The organism is Paenibacillus suaedae, assembly GCF_032337355.1.
Classification (GTDB): Bacteria; Bacillota; Bacilli; order Paenibacillales; family Paenibacillaceae; genus Paenibacillus_B; species Paenibacillus_B suaedae.
The window spans coordinates 347,220-367,175 of record NZ_JAVYAA010000006.1 but is presented as its reverse complement, the minus strand read 5'-3'; the positions used below and the strand labels follow the sequence as shown (position 1 = coordinate 367,175).

23 protein-coding genes and 1 pseudogene are annotated in these 19,956 nt (G+C 45.0%); 22 read left to right on the top strand and 2 right to left on the bottom strand.

Going from position 1 to position 19,956, the window contains the following annotated elements; translation table 11 throughout:
* Positions 1-24 precede the first annotated feature (24 nt).
* From RQP50_RS22960 to RQP50_RS22940, 5 genes are all read left to right on the top strand, one after another.
* A complete protein-coding gene (locus tag RQP50_RS22960; RefSeq protein ID WP_265332108.1) occupies positions 25-264 on the top strand; it encodes an HAD family hydrolase in 240 nt (79 codons plus the stop codon).
* A 127-nt stretch (positions 265-391) separates the two neighbouring features.
* Positions 392-910 carry a DUF6886 family protein gene (locus RQP50_RS22955; protein ID WP_072729855.1) on the top strand — a complete coding sequence of 173 codons (519 nt, stop codon included), beginning with the start codon at positions 392-394 and terminating at the stop codon, positions 908-910.
* Between the two features lie 55 nt (positions 911-965).
* Complete coding sequence (locus tag RQP50_RS22950; protein ID WP_072729856.1) at positions 966-1,376, top strand: hypothetical protein; 411 nt, start codon at positions 966-968, stop codon at positions 1,374-1,376.
* Positions 1,377-1,430: 54 nt separating this feature from the next.
* Positions 1,431-1,976, top strand: coding sequence for an NUDIX hydrolase (locus tag RQP50_RS22945; RefSeq protein WP_072729857.1), 546 nt, complete (start codon positions 1,431-1,433; stop codon positions 1,974-1,976).
* A gap of 248 nt (positions 1,977-2,224) precedes the next feature.
* A complete protein-coding gene (locus RQP50_RS22940) occupies positions 2,225-2,644 on the top strand; it encodes a VOC family protein (protein ID WP_072729858.1) in 420 nt (139 codons plus the stop codon).
* Positions 2,645-2,748: 104 nt separating this feature from the next.
* Here RQP50_RS22940 and RQP50_RS22935 read toward each other — a convergent pair whose 3' ends face one another.
* The gene (locus tag RQP50_RS22935) at positions 2,749-4,110 is read right to left on the bottom strand and encodes an aminotransferase-like domain-containing protein (RefSeq protein ID WP_072729859.1); all 1,362 of its coding nucleotides are present in this window, start codon (positions 4,108-4,110) and stop codon (positions 2,749-2,751) included.
* Between the two features lie 136 nt (positions 4,111-4,246).
* Between RQP50_RS22935 and RQP50_RS22930 the strand changes: the two genes are divergently transcribed.
* The gene (locus tag RQP50_RS22930) at positions 4,247-5,185 is read left to right on the top strand and encodes a DMT family transporter (protein ID WP_072729860.1); all 939 of its coding nucleotides are present in this window, start codon (positions 4,247-4,249) and stop codon (positions 5,183-5,185) included.
* A 60-nt stretch (positions 5,186-5,245) separates the two neighbouring features.
* On the opposite strand, the gene aac(2')-IIb is transcribed toward RQP50_RS22930, so the two are convergent.
* On the bottom strand, positions 5,246-6,001 hold the full coding sequence (gene aac(2')-IIb, locus RQP50_RS22925) for a kasugamycin N-acetyltransferase AAC(2')-IIb (protein ID WP_315746886.1): 756 nt from the start codon (positions 5,999-6,001) through the stop codon (positions 5,246-5,248).
* A 304-nt stretch (positions 6,002-6,305) separates the two neighbouring features.
* Between aac(2')-IIb and RQP50_RS22920 the strand changes: the two genes are divergently transcribed.
* The 16 genes and pseudogenes from RQP50_RS22920 to RQP50_RS22845 all read left to right on the top strand — a co-directional run bounded on the left by RQP50_RS22920 (position 6,306) and on the right by RQP50_RS22845 (position 19,638).
* Positions 6,306-6,863: a GNAT family N-acetyltransferase gene (locus tag RQP50_RS22920; protein WP_072729861.1), complete on the top strand. Its 558-nt coding sequence runs from the start codon at positions 6,306-6,308 to the stop codon at positions 6,861-6,863.
* 25 nt (positions 6,864-6,888) lie between these two features.
* On the top strand, positions 6,889-7,866 hold the full coding sequence (locus RQP50_RS22915; protein ID WP_315746856.1) for a GNAT family N-acetyltransferase: 978 nt from the start codon (positions 6,889-6,891) through the stop codon (positions 7,864-7,866).
* Between the two features lie 84 nt (positions 7,867-7,950).
* Positions 7,951-8,199, top strand: a pseudogene (locus tag RQP50_RS22910) (VOC family protein); the annotation flags it as partial.
* A gap of 169 nt (positions 8,200-8,368) precedes the next feature.
* Positions 8,369-8,563: a hypothetical protein gene (locus RQP50_RS22905; protein ID WP_315746855.1), complete on the top strand. Its 195-nt coding sequence runs from the start codon at positions 8,369-8,371 to the stop codon at positions 8,561-8,563.
* Between the two features lie 24 nt (positions 8,564-8,587).
* Positions 8,588-9,412, top strand: a complete 825-nt coding sequence (locus RQP50_RS22900; RefSeq protein WP_315746885.1) for a nucleotidyltransferase domain-containing protein — start codon at positions 8,588-8,590, stop codon at positions 9,410-9,412.
* A 164-nt stretch (positions 9,413-9,576) separates the two neighbouring features.
* Positions 9,577-11,292 carry an ABC transporter ATP-binding protein gene (locus RQP50_RS22895; RefSeq protein WP_315746854.1) on the top strand — a complete coding sequence of 572 codons (1,716 nt, stop codon included), beginning with the start codon at positions 9,577-9,579 and terminating at the stop codon, positions 11,290-11,292.
* A gap of 235 nt (positions 11,293-11,527) precedes the next feature.
* Positions 11,528-11,854, top strand: coding sequence for a PadR family transcriptional regulator (locus RQP50_RS22890; RefSeq protein WP_315746853.1), 327 nt, complete (start codon positions 11,528-11,530; stop codon positions 11,852-11,854).
* A gap of 276 nt (positions 11,855-12,130) precedes the next feature.
* Positions 12,131-12,847 (top strand): pentapeptide repeat-containing protein, encoded by a 717-nt coding sequence (locus tag RQP50_RS22885; RefSeq protein WP_021255091.1) that lies wholly within the window; start codon positions 12,131-12,133, stop codon positions 12,845-12,847.
* 275 nt (positions 12,848-13,122) lie between these two features.
* Complete coding sequence (locus tag RQP50_RS22880; RefSeq protein WP_044355742.1) at positions 13,123-13,344, top strand: hypothetical protein; 222 nt, start codon at positions 13,123-13,125, stop codon at positions 13,342-13,344.
* A 216-nt stretch (positions 13,345-13,560) separates the two neighbouring features.
* The gene (gene map / locus RQP50_RS22875; protein ID WP_065290526.1) at positions 13,561-14,307 is read left to right on the top strand and encodes a type I methionyl aminopeptidase; all 747 of its coding nucleotides are present in this window, start codon (positions 13,561-13,563) and stop codon (positions 14,305-14,307) included.
* Between the two features lie 190 nt (positions 14,308-14,497).
* Positions 14,498-14,938 carry a GNAT family N-acetyltransferase gene (locus RQP50_RS22870; RefSeq protein WP_315746852.1) on the top strand — a complete coding sequence of 147 codons (441 nt, stop codon included), beginning with the start codon at positions 14,498-14,500 and terminating at the stop codon, positions 14,936-14,938.
* A 60-nt stretch (positions 14,939-14,998) separates the two neighbouring features.
* Positions 14,999-15,718, top strand: coding sequence for an alpha/beta fold hydrolase (locus RQP50_RS22865; RefSeq protein ID WP_072729865.1), 720 nt, complete (start codon positions 14,999-15,001; stop codon positions 15,716-15,718).
* Between the two features lie 251 nt (positions 15,719-15,969).
* Positions 15,970-16,512 carry a hypothetical protein gene (locus tag RQP50_RS22860; RefSeq protein WP_315746851.1) on the top strand — a complete coding sequence of 181 codons (543 nt, stop codon included), beginning with the start codon at positions 15,970-15,972 and terminating at the stop codon, positions 16,510-16,512.
* A 290-nt stretch (positions 16,513-16,802) separates the two neighbouring features.
* Positions 16,803-17,300 carry a Tim44 domain-containing protein gene (locus RQP50_RS22855; protein WP_072729867.1) on the top strand — a complete coding sequence of 166 codons (498 nt, stop codon included), beginning with the start codon at positions 16,803-16,805 and terminating at the stop codon, positions 17,298-17,300.
* 13 nt (positions 17,301-17,313) lie between these two features.
* Positions 17,314-17,829, top strand: a complete 516-nt coding sequence (locus RQP50_RS22850; protein WP_315746850.1) for a hypothetical protein — start codon at positions 17,314-17,316, stop codon at positions 17,827-17,829.
* Between the two features lie 114 nt (positions 17,830-17,943).
* Positions 17,944-19,638, top strand: a complete 1,695-nt coding sequence (locus RQP50_RS22845; protein ID WP_315746849.1) for a M3 family oligoendopeptidase — start codon at positions 17,944-17,946, stop codon at positions 19,636-19,638.
* Positions 19,639-19,956: the final 318 nt, after the last annotated feature.

Genomic DNA, 19,956 nt, shown 5'->3' with positions numbered 1-19,956 from the left:
ATTGAAGCCTATTTTGACTGTATCTTGATTTCCGAGTGGGAAGGGCTACGCAAGCCAGATCCAGCTATCTTCCATCGTGCATTGTATAAACTGTCTGTTCGAGCAGAAGAAGCGATTTACGTCGGCGATCATCCGGACAATGACGTGAGGGCAAGCCGTGCAATTGGAATGACTGCAATCTGGAAGGAAGACAAGTATTATGAGATACCTGCAGAGGCGGATGCGATGATTCGAGATCTGTTGGATCTCAAATTATTTTTATAGAATTGTAGCTGGAAACTGATTTGGAGAAATCATATCATGGTAGACAGTAGATATGATTTGAATGATAGAGGAGACATGAGATTCAAGACAGTACGAAGACAACAAGAATATGTGAAGGAGATCCGCGATGCTATACCATTTTAGTGAAGATTCAACCATTTCCACATTTATACCGCGTCCAGCAAAACAATCGCATATTCCGCCGGCAGTATGGGCGATAAATGAGGAGAATGCGGTTCATTATTATTTGCCCCGAGATTGTCCAAGGGTCATTTATGCAAAATCGGATATGATGAGTACGGAAGATGAAGCGAGATTCTTTGGTCACACAGTGGCAAACAAAATAATAGTGGTTGAGAATGACTGGCTCGAGCAGATAAGCAATACAACGATCTATAAATATACGTTTGAAGATTCCACTTTTCAGTTACTAGATGCGAATGCTGGATACTATATTTCGCAACAAACGGTGAAGCCCATTCAGATCGAGCCGATGACCAATCTCATTAAGCACATCGTGCGAACTGGGGTAGAATTGCGGTTTACACCGAATTTGCATCCCATTTACAATGCAGTGCTTGCGTCTACGGTGGATGCTTTTTCGATTATTCGATTTCAACATGCGAAGCCATTAGCCGCTGAATAACGTACAGGATATGCTCCTGATACATAAGGCTATGTTATGATGGGGGGGCGGTCAGATGAAATGGTTGTTGCGCACGCTGCCAGCCTTACTACATGTTGTCGCAAGTCTTCAATACATCAGATTTATGGTTGGAGCTGACGAGAATTCGCTCAGTTCCGTACTTATGTATGGATTTATTATATTAACGGCAATCACAGCGTCAGTTACCATGCTCGTGTCAAAGGGACAATGGAGGCAGTTTCTAATCTCATCAGTTGCTTATATCGTTTGGATTATCGTATGGATGGTTGGACTCCAACCGATTATCAATCTTAACGTTGTGAATGCCCCTGAAGATGATCCGGCAATAGGCATGCTGATACTTTTTGTCGGGTTGCCGCTGTCGCTTATCAGCCTTGTTTTTGGAACGATAACTGGAATCATGCTCGTGCAGCTTCGAACGCAAATCAGGTTGTTTCGACAGTAGATGACAGCCCAAACTATCTTTTCCACTATTACAAAACATCAGGAGAGACATCATATGCTAATCTACAATATCTGTTATATTCAACGCGGGAACGAGGTACTGCTGCTTAATCGGGAGAAACCGAGCTGGATGGGGTGCTGGAATGGCATCGGCGGCAAGCTGGAAGCAGGGGAGTCTCCTCGTGAATCGATGGAACGTGAATTGAAAGAAGAAACGGGAATAACGCCCACGGATTTGACATTCAAGGGCATCGTCAGTTGGAGGGTGGACGGGACGAGGTTTGGCGGCATGTATTTGTACGCAGCAAGTGTGGAGAAGAGCTTTACATACAATACGCCGATTAAGACAGACGAGGGCATCTTGGATTGGAAACGAGTAGATTGGATTATGGATGTTCATAATCAAGGAGTCGCCTCTAATATGTCCCAAGTTCTTCAAGGCATGAGAAGCGATATGTACTGCTACGATTATCACTGCATATTTGAAAAAGGGAAGCTGCTGGACATTACTGCAACACAGATAGATTCCACGTTGGAACGGGATGAGGTACAGCGGGAGGCGTATTTGCAGAAATATGCTGTTATGGTCCATTCCTCATAATCAATAATTGAAATGTGAACGTTAATACCTAACTGCTAAACACGGGGGCGTTACGAGATTATAAAGCCAAAGGGCACTGCATTTAGGGTGTCATTGGCTATTTTTTTTATCTCAAGAATCGGTCTTACGAACTTGTTCCATGCAGTCGAGTTTTTTTAAAAGATGCCGTTCATGATGCTTGGTATGTGTATGACAGCAGTCGAGAATATTAGTAGAAGGGGATAAATGCTAAAAGGAGATGAACTTGCGTGAACGCATCAAATATCAATCCGTTTCTGATGTTTTTCGGCAATGCTGAAGAGGCAATCAAGCGCTATACTTCCGTATTTCAACCTTCTGAGGTGATAAGCATTGTGCGACATGGAGATGCAATGCCAAAACTGGACGAAGGAGATAAGGATAAGGTGCTGCACGCCGTGTTCTCGTTGAAAGGACAGGTGTTCATGTGCATTGATAACTTGGACAAGCAGCATCGCCATGAGTTTACGCCGGCTATATCCTTGTTCGTGACATGCGATTCGGAAGAAGAAATTGATCGAGTATTTCGGGAGCTGTCTGAGGAAGGACAAGTGCTGATGCCGCTTGAAGCCTCGTCTTGGAGCGCCAAATTTGCTTGGGTACAGGACAAGTTCGGTGTATCGTGGCAATTGAATCTGGCGAATACATAATTTGCATTTGCATGAGAAAGGAAGAGGAGCGGGATCTTTAATGGTCAGTAATTGACCTTAAGGAGAGCCGCTCCTTTTCGCTTCGTAGGGGATCTTGGTTCAGGCTATCCTTTGTTGAACTGAATAGTGCTCACTATCTCTATGAGCTGACGCAGCCCAAGCTCGATGCGATCCTCAGGCACATTCGTCACATTGATTTTCAACAAATTGCTAGCCGGGAACGAAGCTAAGTAATGCTTGTCGATCGATTCGAGATGAATCGATTTCTTTTGTGCATCAGAAATAAGCCGCTGCACAGGCAGTCTGTCATGCAGTTCCAGATGGGTATGCACCGTTAGATGGGATGAAGCGCTTGGGATTGCGAAATGTTCATGCTGCTGAAGGGAGATATCTCGCAATACTGCCTGCATGAGCTGCGACCTTCTGGCATACGAGGTGCGTATTTTCTCGCGATGATGCTCGAACATGCCGCTCTTCAAGTAGATTTCGAGCGCTCCCTGCGATAGCATGGAACTGTCAATATCCTGTGTTCGTTTATACCGATTGAACGTCTGGATTAGTGCATCTGGAATCACAGCCACCCCAATGCGGAGCCCTGGAAAAATAATCTTCGAGTAGCTCTTCAAGTAAATGACATGCCCAGATTGATCGTACGCATATAGTGGATCGGACTTCGGATTGTGTTCCAAATCGGCCAAATAATCATCCTCGACGATATAGACGTCGTATTTGTGTGCGAGGGCAGCGATTCGCTTCCTTTCTTCGGTACGGTAGGAAGAGCCAAGCGGATTATGGAATCTTGGTATCGTATAAAAAAACTTAATGTCCTCCGTACGGAATATTCGTTCTAGCTCGTCCATATCGATGCCTTGCTCCGTTCGGCGAATGCCCATTACAGGAAGTTGATGCGTTTGCAGATGTTCAACCAGCAGATGATAACAAGGCTGTTCAATAAGAATCATCCTATTTTGGTTCGGAAAAGGCATGGTACAAAGTATGGAGAGGGCTTGCTGCACCCCTGATACAATGAAGATGTTGGACAGCTGTGTAAACACCTGATAATTGGCGAGATGCCGCTGCATGAGTGCAAGCAGCGATGGCAGCCCTTGAGAGGTCCCATAGATGAATAGATCATTTTTGTAGGTATCGATCGCTTTGTTGATACAGTGCTGGAAATCCAAGTATGGGAACACGCCAGGGTCAGGCGCGGCGGAGACAAAATCGATAATTTCCTGCTTCTTGAAATCTGCTTGATTTCGTGCCCGAACAACGTAATAGCCGCTCTTCGCCACCGAATAGATGAGATGTCTTTCTTCCAAATCATGCAGTGCCCGAATGATCGTGCTCTTGTTGACCCCATATTGAATGGCAAGCTCGCGAATGGAAGGAAGTTTATCCCCGTCGTTCAAGGTGTGCTTCTCCAGATTGCGCTCTAAATTCTGAATGACCTGCTCGAATTTATACATCGATCTCCATTCACCTCGAATCTGTACCGGTACAGATGCTAATTTTCTTGATTGTAGCATAGTGCTGCAGCAATTAACATGGTTGTAGGGCCTTCAGTAATCAATTGCTTGCAAGCAAGGAAGAGAGGAATCGATCATGAATCATTCAGCTGTAAAAAAAGCGTATATCGCCGCCATCCTAAATACACTGATTATTGGATTTTCCTTTGTTTTTGTAAAAATAGCGCTGCAAAGCGTAAACTCGCTAGACATGCTTGCCTATCGATTTACGGCATCCTTTGCGGCTATCATGATCTTGATTCTGTTCGGAAGAGTAAAGCTGAACCTACGATGGAAGGATGTTGCGACGATTGTCCCGCTGGCGGTTCTCTACCCCGGATTGTTTTTTGCCTTTCAAACATTCGGTCTCGTCACCGTATCTGCTTCGGAGGCTGGGATTATTCAGGCGGCTGTACCGATATTCACGATGATATTCGCATCGTATTGGCTGAAGGAACATTCCACATGGCAGCAAAAAATTGCTCTGCTTCTGTCGGTCTCAGGACTTATTTATATCTTTGCGATGAAAGGCGTTAACGTTGGAAATACAAGTTTATTAGGCATCTTGCTCGTCTTCCTGTCTGTGCTCTCCTTAGCGGGATACAACGTTGCTGCACGCAAGAGAACACGCAAATATGGAGTGATGGATGTAACCTTTATTATGACCTGCTTCGGATTCGTGCTCTTTAATGCGATGGCGATCTTCCAGCATATTGCGGAAGGAACGACATGGAATGTGATGCAGCCGCTATTCGATCCGATGTTCGTAGTCTCCATTCTCTACTTGGGCGTGTTATCTTCTCTGATGACCGCATACTTGACGAACTATGCATTATCGAAGCTGGAGGCTGTGAAGGTAAGCGTATTTACGCAATTAGGGACGGTTGTGACGATGGGAGCAGGTGTCATGATCTTGAACGAAAGCTTGCAGTACTATCATATCGTTGGCGCTGGGCTCATCATAATCGGCGTGTTGGGCGTCAATATCCCGCTTCGTCAACGTCAACGTACAAGCAACATGAAGAAGCAGGCGTGAGATAGTGAATTTGTGAAGTGTGTAAGAAAAGCCAAAAGCACCGAACCTCGGTGCTTTTTTTTACCTGCTATAGATAGTGAAGTTGACTCCGTATATCGGCAAATTAGCTTTTGCGGCGACACGCTGTGAAGAGAAGTTGTCACAGAACGTGCTGTATAACGGGATGGCTCCGATCCTGCGGACCGCTTGAGCCCAGCTTGCAACTACGTGAGCTGCGTACCCTCTACCACGAAAGTCGTGAAGCGTTTCTAGCCCAGCCTCATGGGCATGACAAGAAATACGAACACTCCGGCATAGCGATACAATCTGCTCATGGTGAACGATTGCGACGCAAGGCTGTGCATACTCGATTTCTGAGGCCAGCCACTCGAATCCGCTGTAATCCCATTTTGTTATATTTTCTTGCGTGATCGTTACTGGCTTCTCCGAACTCGCATCCGCCAAGCTGGTATCAGGTACATAGTAACAAGGCCCCATTGTGAATTGTTCAGCATGCAGGAGGCTCATATAGGATTCATAGTGCTTCGGTGTTGCATGAATATCACGAATTGCGGGTTCAACCTTAATTAATGACTTCAGTTGTTCGACTACCGAGCTTGGAACATCATGGCGAAATCTACATATCGTCTTGCCATCCATGGTTCGTCCTAAGAAAAAGCGAGGAGCTGGACGCTCACCAGGCCACGGCTCGTTAATCGATCGAAGCCGCATCTTGTCATCATGCGTAAACAGGGCTTCAGCGTGCATGTTCATAAGCTTATTAGAAGATAGCAGACTTGCTTCTGGATTTTCTTTTTCCGTTTGAATGAGTAGCACCCCCAAGTTGTTTTAGGTTTGCACCGTACCCTAATTCTTCATTTACGTGTACCTCTGGTTCCTGTTGCAGTGATTCTAAGGAAAAGTCTTGCGTTATGCTAATGCAGTATGCAGCCATCGCAGTGTTGCACCCTAGTGTGATGTTTCCAAAGAGTGGATACGGCACTCTGTATACAGGTGGTCGAAGTAAAGAATACCTTGTAATGAAAATTACCTTGATGGATTAGGTCTTGATTGTTATGATAGCAAAAATAAATGGTAGGAAATAGCTAATAATTTTTTTCAAGAGAGGACGGTGCAATTGATGCCATATTTACATGGAAACCGCATCACATTACGCGAATATCGCAGAGAAGATTTGGGATGGATTCGGAAATGGGCAAATGATGAGGAGATAACGAATACACTGAGTGATATTTTTTTGTATCCGCATGCGGAACAAGATACGGAAGCCTTTCTAGAAATGATGATTGACAGTTCGTCTAAATCGAAAGGCTTCGTCATCGCTGATCGGCAATCGTTGGATTATATCGGTCAAATTGATTTGCATCAGATTGACTGGAAAAATCGCTCCGCCGTACTTGGCATCGTGATCGGCCGCAAAGATATGCTTGGTGCCGGTTATGGCAGGGAAGCGATTAGACTGATGCAGAAGTTTGTATTCCACTCCTTGAATTTGAACCGGCTGGAGCTGGAGGTGTATGCATTCAATGAGCGGGCGCATCGTTGTTATATCAGCTGTGGCTTCAAGGAGGAAGGGAGACTCCGCCAGAAGATGTTTAAGGACGGAAAGTACTCGGATGTTATCGTGATGAGCGTGTTAAAGGACGAATATGAGCAGATGCAACTTGATGGGAAATGACCTAACAGCTGAAAGGTGATGCATAATGGCAATGATCCCGCGATGGGAGCCTGAACAGCAGCGCTATGCGTTATCGGAACAGGTATACCTGCTGAAGGCGGATAAGATCGAATGGGGAATATACTGCTCTGTGTATTATAGTGCAGAATATAACGGTTTTTTCAAGGATCAAGGATATGAATATGAAGGATGGCGAGATCCCTTCTGGATTTATGAAGGCGAAGCTCGCATCGGCGGGGTAGTGATAGCGCCCAATGTCATGTATACGCTGTTCTTCATCCCGCCATTCAGAGATGAACGGCGCATCGTGCTATTATTGAAGGAAGCGCTAATCAGCTGGTCTGATCTACGCAAGGATATTATTATATTCGAGGTACTGCCAGATCAGGTTGAGCTGCTAGGTAGAGCTGGCTTCTGGCCATCAGCATTCAGATGCCGCTGGATGCAGCGGCCAACCGAAGCTTTTGTAGTCAAGTGGGAAGATCACTTTGTTGTGGAGACGCCAGAAATGATCCAGCAGGATGGCATCAATCAACTGCGGAACGAGAATGACATTGCGAAGCTCTTATATCGAAGTTTTGCCGGTGCAGGTTCGATAGATGCCATTCGCAGACAGCAGACGGATATGCAATTCTATCAAGAGGATATCCGCGAATATGTGTCTTACACGAATGACTTGGTAAGGAACGCCTCGACGATCGTTGTCGATAGTCATACGAATGAAGTGGTAGGCGCATGTCTCGTGTCCATGCAAGGAAGTTACCCAGCTATTTATAATATTGCCGTGCATCCTTCCTATTCGGGGCAGGGGATTGCCACAAGAATGCTTCAAACGGCATTATCTAATTTGAAAGGGCACTATCCTGTTCTAAGACTGTATGTGATGCAGGGGAATACAGCGGAATCGGTATACTACAATCTTGGTTTTATGCCTGGGCCAATAGAGGTTCAGCGCATGTATATTCCAGCACAAACTGATCGATTAGATAGCAATCGTACATAACTGTCAGCAACTCCTAACAGGGTAGGAGAATCGCTAGATTCGCCTCCTGTGCATTTTGCATGATCACACATTTCCGGGATGAACGATGAATACTTACAAAGGTATACCCACATTGCTTTTACCGTAAACGAACATGATATTGATGAGATAAAGACGAAGCTTCAACAATACGGTGCCCGAATACTGCCTGGAAGAGAGCGTGATGAGCGGGACAAGCGGTCGATCTATTTCACAGACCCAGACGGACACCGATTTGAATTCCACTCCGGTCAATTGGCGGATCGCTTGGACTATTACAAGGAAGCGATGCCGCATATGACTTTTTTGGAATGAATGAATCCATATTCAACTAATACTATTTAGAGAGATTATTTCGGTTGCTCGCTAAAAGAGAAGGATGTCGCCTATATTGAGAATGTCATAAAGGAAATAAGCGCTGCATCAAGACTAGTCAGAAGAGGTAATGATCATTATCTGATTAGATAGGGAGTGTTTTTTACCCATGCGAACGCTGAAGAGCTTTATGAAGATGGTGCTTGAATTGATGTTGGGGTTATATTATGGCATATTTCGCCGAGGAGAGCACTACGACAAGGAGACGGAACATCTACGAGGTGTCCGCTATGGTGTATTTATTGCTAGTTTGCTTATCGTATTGGTTATCATCGCGATGATTGTGTATCCGAGCAGTTTGTAACATACAAGGGAGCGTACAGCATTGGTGAATATACAACCTGAGATTGAACTTATTCTGAATCGATATATCAAGTTAATTGACGAATATAAGCAGGATTGGCTGGAGGGATTGTATGTCTATGGCTCAATTGCGTTAGGGGATTATTCGTTATCATTAAGCGATATTGACTTCATTGCGATCACTCGTGAACGACTGAATGCAGATGAGATTAGACAAATGGCAATTATTCATGCGAAAGTAAGGCGGTTTGCTCCAAAGCCTAATATGAACGGGATCTACTTGACTTGGGAGGATATAGGCAAGTTGCCTCATGAAATTGCGTCGTTTCCCTATTATTGTGATGGGAAGATGAACCGAGCAGGTTATTTCGAGCTCAATCCTGTGACCTGGTATGAAATGAAGTATCACGGCCTAGCAATCGTTGGGCCGCCTGTGGCTGAATTGGATATTCCCTTAGATATGAACTTGTTCTTGTCTGATATGCATGAGAATTTGAACACCTATTGGGCGAATTGGATACAGAGATCAACACCGTTCTTGTCTATTCATTCCTTCCTGCTGCTCAATCGTGCTCAAGTTGCGTGGGGGGTACTTGGTGTAACCAGACAATGGTATACGTTCCGTGAAAGAGCGATTGTGAGTAAGGCTGGAGCGGGGGAATATGCATTGAGCATAGTTCCTGCGCGATGGCATAAGATTCTGCAAGAATCGATCAACGAAAGACGAGGCATCGGGGAGTCTCTCTATGCTTCGAAGTGGGAGAGGAAGCGGGATGCCTTGGCGTATATGACTTATTTGATGAATGAGTGCAACCATTTGTTCGATAATGAGCCTAGCAGCGTAAATTGATTGGTAACGCAATTATAATATCGATGTATTTCTGAAGATTCGGGGTCACGGAGGAGTGAACTCGAGTCTTTTTTATTTTTCTCTATGATAATCATTATCAATGCATTATAATGACATAGATTGTTGATTATGATTATACTGACATAGAGAAATGAGGGAATCGATTGCTGCGAAGGTTTTTCTCCTATTATCGTCCTTACATGGGGCTGTTCTTCTTAGACTTTACCTGTGCGGTATTCGTCGCATTACTTGAGCTCGGTTTCCCGCTGGCAGTGAATCAGGTTGTGGACAAGCTGCTGCCAACAGGGAACTGGACGTGGATCGTATGGGCTTGCATTGGCCTGCTCGTGATTTATTTGATTAATATGGTGCTGCATTTTGTCGTCACGTACTGGGGGCATATGCTTGGCATTAACATTGAGACAGATATGCGCAAGAAAATGTTCGAGCACTTGCAGAAGCTGTCATTTCGTTTCTTCGATAACAATAAGACAGGGCAACTGATGTCCCGCATGTCAAATGACCTCCTTGAAATCGGCGAGGTAGCCCACCATGGGCCGGAAGATTTGTTCATTGCGGTGATGACACTGCTCGGCGCATTTGGTCTTATGCTCGGGTTGAACTGGAAGCTGGCCGTGTTGACGTTCGTCGTTGTTCCGTTACTATGTTCCATCACGATCTTTTTCAATAAGAAGATGATGGGGACATTTCGGAGAATGATGACAGACCTTGCTGATTTCAATGCTCGCGTAGAAGACAGCATTGGCGGCATCCGCGTTGTTCAAGCCTTTGCTAACGAGACGCATGAGAAGGAGTTGTTTGCAGAGAACAACGGCCGCTTCCGCAAGACGAAGCTGTTGTCTTATCGCATCATGGCGTGGAATACGTCAATCAGTTATATTTTGATGCGTATTGTAACCGTATTTGTACTGCTATGCGGTACATGGTTTGTCATTCAGAAGGAATTATCTTACGGAGAGTTTTTGGCGTTTATTTTGCTGACGAACGTATTCCTCGGCCCGATCCAGAAGATTAATACCGTGATCGAGAGTTATCCGAAAGGAATCGCTGGCTTCAAGCGCTATGTAGAGATTATCGACACCGAGCCTGACGTGAAGGATAAGCCGGATGCAGTGGATGTGGGCATGCTGCGCGGCAATATTCGGTTCCAAGATGTTACGTTCGGTTACGAACAGGATCGTCCTGTTCTGCGCGGCATTAACGTTGCCATTAACGCAGGCGAGACGGTTGCCTTCGTAGGGCCGTCGGGCTCTGGCAAGACGACGCTCTGCAGTTTACTGCCGAGATTCTACGACGTGCTTGAAGGCAGTATTACGGTAGACGGCGTCGATATTCGCGATTTGAAGCTGCAATCGCTGCGCAAGCAGATTGGCATCGTGCAGCAGGACGTCTTCTTGTTCGCTGGAACCATTCGTGAGAATATCTCATATGGGCGTCTTGGAGCCTCCGATAAGGATATTTGGGAAGCAGCACGGCGCGCGCGGCTGGATGACTTCATTCGTGATCAGCCGGAAGGTATGAACACAGTAATTGGCGAGCGTGGAGTGAAGCTGTCGGGTGGCCAGAAGCAGCGCCTCGCCATAGCGCGTATGTTCTTGAAGAATCCGCCAATCCTTATCTTGGACGAAGCAACATCTGCTCTTGATACGGAGACGGAAGCAGCTATCCAGCAGTCTCTAGCGGAATTGTCGGAGGGACGGACAACGCTAGTAATCGCTCATCGCTTGGCAACGATTAAGATTGCCGATCGTATTGTAGTTGTAACCGAAAAGGGAATTGTAGAACAGGGCGGTCATGACGAACTGCTTGCCGTAGGCGGCTTGTATAGCCGACTGCACAAGGCGCAATTCAGAGAATAGCATCTAATTATGTGCTGAGCAGCATTGCTGACCATTTGTACGATAAGATGAATTAGATTTTGAAGCCTGATTCACGCATGATTGCGTTTCGAATCAGGCTTTTTGTTTTGTTCGATTAGGGTACTTGGAGCACTTCCAGCAGGTGGTTGTATGAGGAAAATTTGCAATGATCATAATAGTACCTTGACTGTCATAGTACTTTGATCTATATTGTTATTGAGGAGGTGATCCTTGCATGAATGCGAAGCTGTCTTCTGATTTGCTGCGCGGCCATACGGATACAATTATTTTGAAGCTGCTGATGAGCGGAGATAAATACGGTTATGAAATATGCAAGCTGGTGCACAGTGGATCAGATGGGCAATACGAGCTGAAGGAAGCCACAATGTATTCCAGTCTGAAGCGGCTGGAGTCAGAAGGAAACATTACTTCCTATTGGGGGGACGAGACGCATGGCGGTAGACGGAAGTATTACCGCATTACGGACAAAGGGCGCATCACGTATGCAGACAATAAGCAGAATTGGGAATATGCGAAGAAAATATTAGATATTTTGATATAAGTGCGTGTTCAAAAAGGCCGGTTTTCAGCACCGAAGCATATGCTTCCGATGTGCGTTTTTTCAAAACGCTTCAGTTGGATGAAGCTAGGGCCTGAGGAGCGGAGTGTACGTTTTGGGTACATGAGCACCTAAGATGTTTCCGCAGGAAACATACTTCGTAAGCATCTGCTTAGGGCCGGCTGAATTCAAGATTCGATGCCGAGTCCACTTCATGATTTACTTCGTGATCAAAAGCGGACTTTTTGAACAACCTCTATAAGAAAGGTGGAATATGCGATGAATGAGCGACTAAGACGATACTTGGACAGCGTCTTTTCCCCATATGAAGATTTGAAGCAGATCCAGGAACTGAAGGAAGAACTGCTGTATGATTTACAGGAGAAGCTGAGCGATTTGAAGAAGGAGGGTTATGATGATGAGGCAGCCTATCTTCTAACGATTGAATCGATTGGTGAGATTTCTGAACTCATTGAGAGTATTAATTCGCAAACAGTTCAGCTGCAGCAGAAGGTGGGGATGGACTTTTCGAAAAGCAATTTGGAAAACTCTGATTTCAAATCGACTTCTGTGCATGATGGACAGTTCAATTACAGCAATTTGAAAGGATCGGATTTCAGCTATTCGGATTTAACGAACAGTTCTTTCAAGTGCAGCAGCTTGGATCAGGTCAACTTTACAGGGGCAAATTTGTCAGGTGCGCAAATAGTGAAGTCAAGCGCGAGAAAAGCGATTTTCACAGATTGTATTTTCGAGAATACCACGTTCAAGTCCTCTGATTTCTCTGGCGTCAGCTTCGACAACTTAACATTCAATGGGGTTGTGTTTGATTATGCTGGGTTGCGAAAGACAACATTCCGCAATGCGGTATTCAACAATGTGTCCTTTAAGACAGATGTGAAGAAGACGATTTTCGACGGGGCGACGATGGATAAGCTGACTTATGCGCTGCTGAAGAGCTATAAGGCTGATTTGTCCAATGTAACGGTGCGCTAAGAAGCTTGGTGCGTCTGCGTAAAGGATAAAGAATTCATAATGTGAACTTACCTGCGGGCCATTAGGCAGCGGGTAAGTTTTTGTTATATTATGGAGGTTTTAGAGCCGTACACCTTATCGGTACGCTGCCCTCTCCTTCTTCAGCTTGAAGGCGATCCCTATGAACAATTACTTCGAATCGATTGTGATTAACTTCATAGACAATCATGCTGCTGATTGCTAGAAATGATACATATGTAACATTTGGCAAAGATAATAGGGGGGCAAGTCACAGCATGAGTGGAAAATCAGTTGCACCAGTCAGTCAAGATTATATCATCGAGCAGGTCAAAGAGAAGTATAGCTGTACCGTCTTGAAATGCGAAGGACGTCCTGTGCTTGAATTCAAATCCGAACAGGAACTTCATGAAATTACGGATTATGTGCAGCACAACTTCGAAATGGAATTAATGGATGTATTTTTTACGGCCATTGAGAGTTTGCAGCCAGAAGAGTAGGAAGCTCATATGGGGAGGATTATCTACCAACCCTCCCATGTTGTATAAGGCTAAGAAATGCGATTTTGCAGCATGTTACAGTGGAGTGGAAAGACCGCGAAAAGACACCAATTGATGCCAAAATGAATTTTTTTGTGATAAATGACCGGGTAGCAATGTGTTTTGGTGTACAATAAGATATATTACGTCATTACGCAGCTATTGAGGTGTAGAAATATGATTATTTTGAAAAGTCAGCAAGAAATCGATGCAATGCGCGAATCGGGGAGACTGCTTGCGCAGGTGCATCAAGAGCTCGCAGGTATGATTAAGCCTGGCGTGACCACACATGAGATCGATCAGTTCGTGGAGCGCTATTTGCATAAGCATGGTGCAACGCCTGAACAGAAGGGATATCACGGCTTTCCGTTTGCGACATGCGCATCTGTGAATGATGTGATCTGTCACGGGTTCCCGAACAAAGAGCCATTGAAGGATGGCGACATCGTAACCATTGATATGGTCGTAAATTTGAATGGCGCTCTGTCTGATTCAGCGTGGAGCTACCGTGTCGGTGAAGTATCGGAGCAGGCAGACAAATTGCTCACCGTTACGGAGAAATGCTTGTATCTCGGCATCGAGCAGGCGGTTCCAGGCAATCGACTCGGAGATGTCGGACATGCGATTCAATCCTATGCAGAAGCGAATGGATTCTCGGTAGTAAGAGACTTCATCGGCCATGGTATAGGCAAGGATATGCATGAGGAGCCGCAAGTACCGCACTATGGTTCTCCAAATCGCGGCATTCGCTTGAAGGAAGGCATGGTCATTACGATCGAACCGATGCTGAATACGGGCCGCTACCATGTGAAGCTCGACAGCGACGGTTGGACTGCACGTACAGCTGACGGCGGTTTGTCGGCGCAATATGAGCATACGATTGCGATTACGAAGGATGGTCCAGTCATTTTGACAACCTTATAAGTGGAAACAGCTGCGAGCAGTTGTTACACGCGTCATGTATGTGAACATGTGCAAGCGCCCTCTGGTGGAGATCATCCCATTTAGAGGGCGCTTTCTCTTTTTGTATCCCGGTTAATTTATATGTTGAAGGATTTGTCAGAGTGATTATAGAATGGATATATCTGTCTATCGCGAAAAGGGGGATCAATCAATGATACATATACAGACAGTTGCACGAACTCAACTTGATGAGTTGGCGGAGCTATATACGGAGCTCGATAACAGTGAGACGAACATTGAAAGGCTAAGAGAAAGATTTACTGCGCTGCAATCGAACCCAGACTATACATTCATAGGTGCAGTAGATGATTCCGGCAAGCTTGTCGGCTCCGTAATGGGGATTCGCTGCTATGACTTAACAGGTCAATGTCGCCCGTTCATGGTGCTGGAAAATATGATCGTAAGCAAAAGCTATCATCGAAAAGGCATTGGACAAATCCTCGTAGATGCGATTGAGAAAATTGCCGTAGAAAGCGACTGTCATAGTGTCGTTCTTTTATCAAGTGCGTGGAGAACGGATGCGCATCAATTTTATGAGAAGCTTGGATTTACGAAGGATGCGGCATATGGCTTTATTAAGCCATTGAATTAAGCAATGACGCAAGAGAAGGAAGAGATCTTGCAACGACTTCGCAATTAAAGGGGGATGTCGATGAAATCGTATCGGACGAACAGCAGCGATGGCGTAGGCATACATGTTCTGGATACTTTGGATGAAGCAGATCCATCTATTACCCCATTGCTTATTTGCCCGGGATTGTCCGAGACCGCGGAGGAATTTGAAGCACTTATGGAATTCTTGCTTCCGCGAAGATGTGTGGCATTGTCATTCCGTGGACGAGGACATAGTGACACACCGCTCACTGGATATGGCTTGGAGGAGCATGTGGCCGATATCGAGAAGGTTGTACAGACCGCTGGATTGATTCAATATCACATGTACAGCCACTCAAGAGGAGTATCCTATGCGTTGGGGTATGCGAGAGCAGCAAAGCCGTATATACGCAGTCTGCTGCTTGATGATTATCCGCCTGAGCATCGTGCCATGAGCGAAGCGTGGGCCGAAGAATACTTACATGAATACATCATTCCGCACGAACGCTTACCGCACATTCGGCAGGAAGCGATTATCGGAATTCATCGTGATTCTGAATATGCTGCTCTTGAAATCATGCTTCCACAGCCTGTTCTAGTTATGCATGGTATGCTGGATGATTCAATGATTACGGAAGAAGATCTGAATCGTTACAAGTTGATGTGCGCGGATCTGACGGTGCGGCCCTTCGCTCACTCTGGGCATGGAATTAGAATGACGGAAGAACAAGGATTGTATGAGACGATTCGAGACTTTTTGAATCAGTGTGACAAGTGAGCAAGGGCAGGGCTCTGGAACTTTTACAACTTTTATAATCGGATCTGAGGTCGAGCTAAAAAGGTGGAAATTAAAGATAATACAGGGAGAAGGAGTGCACTGTTCCTTCTCTTTTTATATTGGGAATAAGTCTACAATTGTTGGGAAGGTGGCTAATAAAGTTCACCGATTAGGCATAATTGAGGTGTTGATCTGCATAACAAATAAATGGTACAATATGGCATATATTATAAATCTCTGGTGGTGTACGGATGTCAAGCTTTTGGAATGCGGTCATCTCCGGCTCCAAGCAGCAGAAGATTATGCTTGGTGTTTTTGTATGCCTATTCGTCGTCACGCTCCTCGAACTTGAACTCATTGATATGATGACCATTCATTATCATTCAACGGGCAGAACATCAGGCAATGGCAACATAGGATTGATTGCAATCCTCCTATTTCTTCCGTTCTACCTCTTGTTGCTGTCCCTCATTGGTACTGCATCAGGATTCGTTTATATGAATCGGTTGAGTAATAAGAAGTCCAACAGCGGTTTTCTCATTTTCCTCATTGGAATATCGATTGGATTAGGATTGGTACAGCGCTTTGTGTTTATGAGAGAGGGCGTACCTGATGATGTTTCGGACAATTCCTTATTGGATTATTTGCTCACTCCGTATATGAATTCTGCTTTCTTCAATCTATTCACGTATTTATTAGGGATTATTTTCACGATTGTGTTCAGTTACTTCATTGCACTTCTCATTCATTCCCTCCGTAACAAGCAGGAAGTAGCGGAACATGGTTCTCAATAGAAGAATAAACTTGTCTTTGTTGCCCTATGATGCGCTCTACAGGCAAGCAAAGGTGAAGAAGCACACCTCAGACTTCCACAACAAACAACTCGTTCTTTCTTTACACACGAAATGATATTTTGCCCACAACATGTGATTTTTCCATTCTTATATGTGCATGACAGTGCTCCAACTATTCTTGATCTTCCAAGTTCATCGGATGTCTTCGATGGATTGATTCATCGTGCAGGTAATAGTTATTCCTCGTTTTGTGAGTTGGAGGTATGAATTTCAGGATGAGGATCATATGGATGACTGTATTGTGTTTCTGTGTCATGTTGTCCACAATCGGCTGCTCGTCAACAGAATGGCAGCAGTACACGAAGTTGGCCGAAGCATTTAAGCAAGCACAATACGATGTACCCGATTATACGCAAATTACAGGACATGTGGATCAGCTCCTCGGGAGATACGAGAGGATTAAGCCTTTCCTGACCCGAGAGACATATAACCAACTATATCGGAACCGAACTCTGGCCATTGCGTTAGGTACAGCCAAGAAACAGCAATGCAATATCGAAGTGACTTCATTTCAGCTAGAAGAACAATCTGAGACTGAGGCTGAACCTAAGACGGTGAAGTCAATGTCATTTACGTATTCCATGACCATGCAGCTCCGTGATGCACAGGGACAGCTGATTGAAGTGATCGAAGTGCCGGCAGGTCAGATGGATTTTGCAATCCAGGATGGGGGATTGTTCATATTGAGTGATCGGGATGGGGAGCCATTAATGAGCAAGTACAACTAGGAGGTTGATTGTCATGATTATTAAAATGCAAACGGACGTATATCGTTCGATTGCACAAGACTCGCTGGGCTGGAAGATGATTGAGCCTATTATTGAGCGAATCAAGGGCAAGGATCCTATTGAGAAGTCACAGGTGTATGCTAAGTTGACCGAGGGTCAAAAGGCGCTATTTATGTTTTTTGTGTTTCATAAGCATACTGAATCTATCGATGAGTTTTATTGGTTTGCCTCTTATTTTGTAGGTGATCTTCAGGCGTGGCAGGCTTTGAAGAATGGCATGCGGCAATTTGAGGATGAAGGCATGCTGCGCTTGTATGACCAAGTAGAAGCGTTAGTGGAGTCATACAATCGCAAGCCAGACCGATCTTGGCGCGAAGCGATCGTTGCTGATTTGGAACAAAATGAGGAACTCTACGGCAAGGTATCTCACCTTTATGAAGCGTACAAGAAGCAAGCACCAGCGACGCTTGAACACATACATCATTATATTCAGCATAACGTAGAAGAATTTGTTGAGCTTGTAACGTAATTATCAAAAATTATTAGGCGCATATGCACACTCTCTTACTTTTAAATAGTTATTTTTTACAACATTTCCGTTATAATAATCTATGGAGTATCTAATAGAGAGGGTGCATATGAGATGAAATTTAGCGATTACACATATGTCCGACCTGATGCGAAGTTAATTGAGCAGCAAATTAAACAATTGATCAGTTCCTTTGAAGCTGCGGAAAGCTTCGAACAGCAAGATCGCATCATGTCAGACATCAACAAGCTTCGCAGTGAATTCGATACGCAAGCGCAGTTGGTATCCATTCGCCATTCAATCGATACGAATGATGAATTCTACAAAGCAGAACAAGAGTACATGGATGAAGTAGGTCCCGTTATCCAAGAATACATAACTGACTATTACCGGGCGCTTGTGAATTCGAAGTATAGAGCGGAGCTCGAGGCGAAGTGGGGCATTCAACTGTTCCAGTTGGCTGAGAAGCTGCTTAAGACATTCAGCCCTGAGATCATTGAAGACTTGCAGCTGGAGAACAAGCTGTCGACAGAATATTCCCAATTGATTGCTTCTGCGAAAGTTCTATTCGAAGGGGAAGAGCGTACACTCGCGCAACTGACACCATTCGAGTTGTCCACAGATCGCGATATGCGCAAGCGTGCTTCTGAAGCGAAGTTCGGCTTCATGTCCGAGAACGAAGCGAAATTTGACCGCATTTATGATGATCTGGTTAAGGTGCGTACGAAGATTGCGAAGAAACTGGGCTACGAGAATTATGTTCAGCTTGGATACGACCGTATGTGCCGTACCGATTACAATGCGGAAATGGTAGCGAATTTCAGAGCGCAGGTATTGGAACATATCGTGCCAGCCGCTACGAAGCTGAAGGAGCGTCAGGGCAACCGGATCGGCGTTGATCAAATGTACTACTATGATGAGTCGTTTGACTTCAAGACAGGGAATGCGACACCGAAGGGTGATCCAGATTGGATCGTACAGAACGGTGCTAAGATGTATGAAGAGTTGTCACCTGAGATGAATGAATTCTTCACGTTTATGCGTGAGAATGAATTGATGGATCTTGTCAGCAAGAAAGGCAAGCAAAGCGGCGGCTACTGTACATTCTTGAGCGAATACGGCGCACCGTTTATTTTCTCCAACTTCAATGGTACATCCGGCGATATCGATGTTTTGACACATGAAGCGGGCCATGCGTTCCAAGTGTACGAGAGCCGTCACTTCGAAGTGCCAGAATATAACTGGCCTACATATGAAGCTGCCGAAATTCATTCGATGAGCATGGAGTTCTTCACATGGCCATGGATGGAGCTGTTCTTCCAAGAAGACACGGAGAAGTATAAGTTCGCTCATTTGGCTGGCGCGCTGTTGTTCATCCCATACGGAGTAACGGTGGATGAATTCCAGCACTTTGTATACAGCAATCCGGAAGCGACACCTGCGGAGCGCAAGGCTGCTTGGCGCGACATCGAGAAGAAGTACTTGCCACACAGAGACTATGAAGGCAATGATTACTTGGAGCGCGGCGGATTCTGGCAGAAGCAAGGCCATATCTATCAGTCGCCATTTTATTATATTGATTACACATTGGCACAATTGTGTGCATTCCAATTCTGGAAGCGCATGAATGAAGATTGGAAGTCCGCTTGGGCAGACTATCTGAAACTGTGCCGTGCAGGAGGAAGTCAATCTTTCACAGGTTTGGTACAAGTAGCGGGACTGATCTCACCATTCGAAGATGGCTGTATTGCTTCGGTGATCGGGGACATTGAGAACTGGTTGAATAGTGTCGATGATGCGGCATTGTAAGCAATCGTTGTAAGCAATCAGCATTAAATCGTAACTGATAAGAACAATTAGACCACAAGCACAAGTCGTGCTTGTGGTCTTTGCATAAGGTCGAATTTTAGCTGTCCTCTCTTTATTGCAAATTGATGTACTGGTAATATTAGGGGAGAGGGGTTCGTAGATAGTATTTTTTACTTCTTCCATGTACGGCTATGAAAGGGCGGGTAGAATAAAGCTACGGTGTTTCGGAACTTCATGTGGTGCAGCCGGCTTCTATTTTCTACAATATTCCCCACCAAAATAATCTATGGATTATCTAATAGAGAGGATGCATAAGAA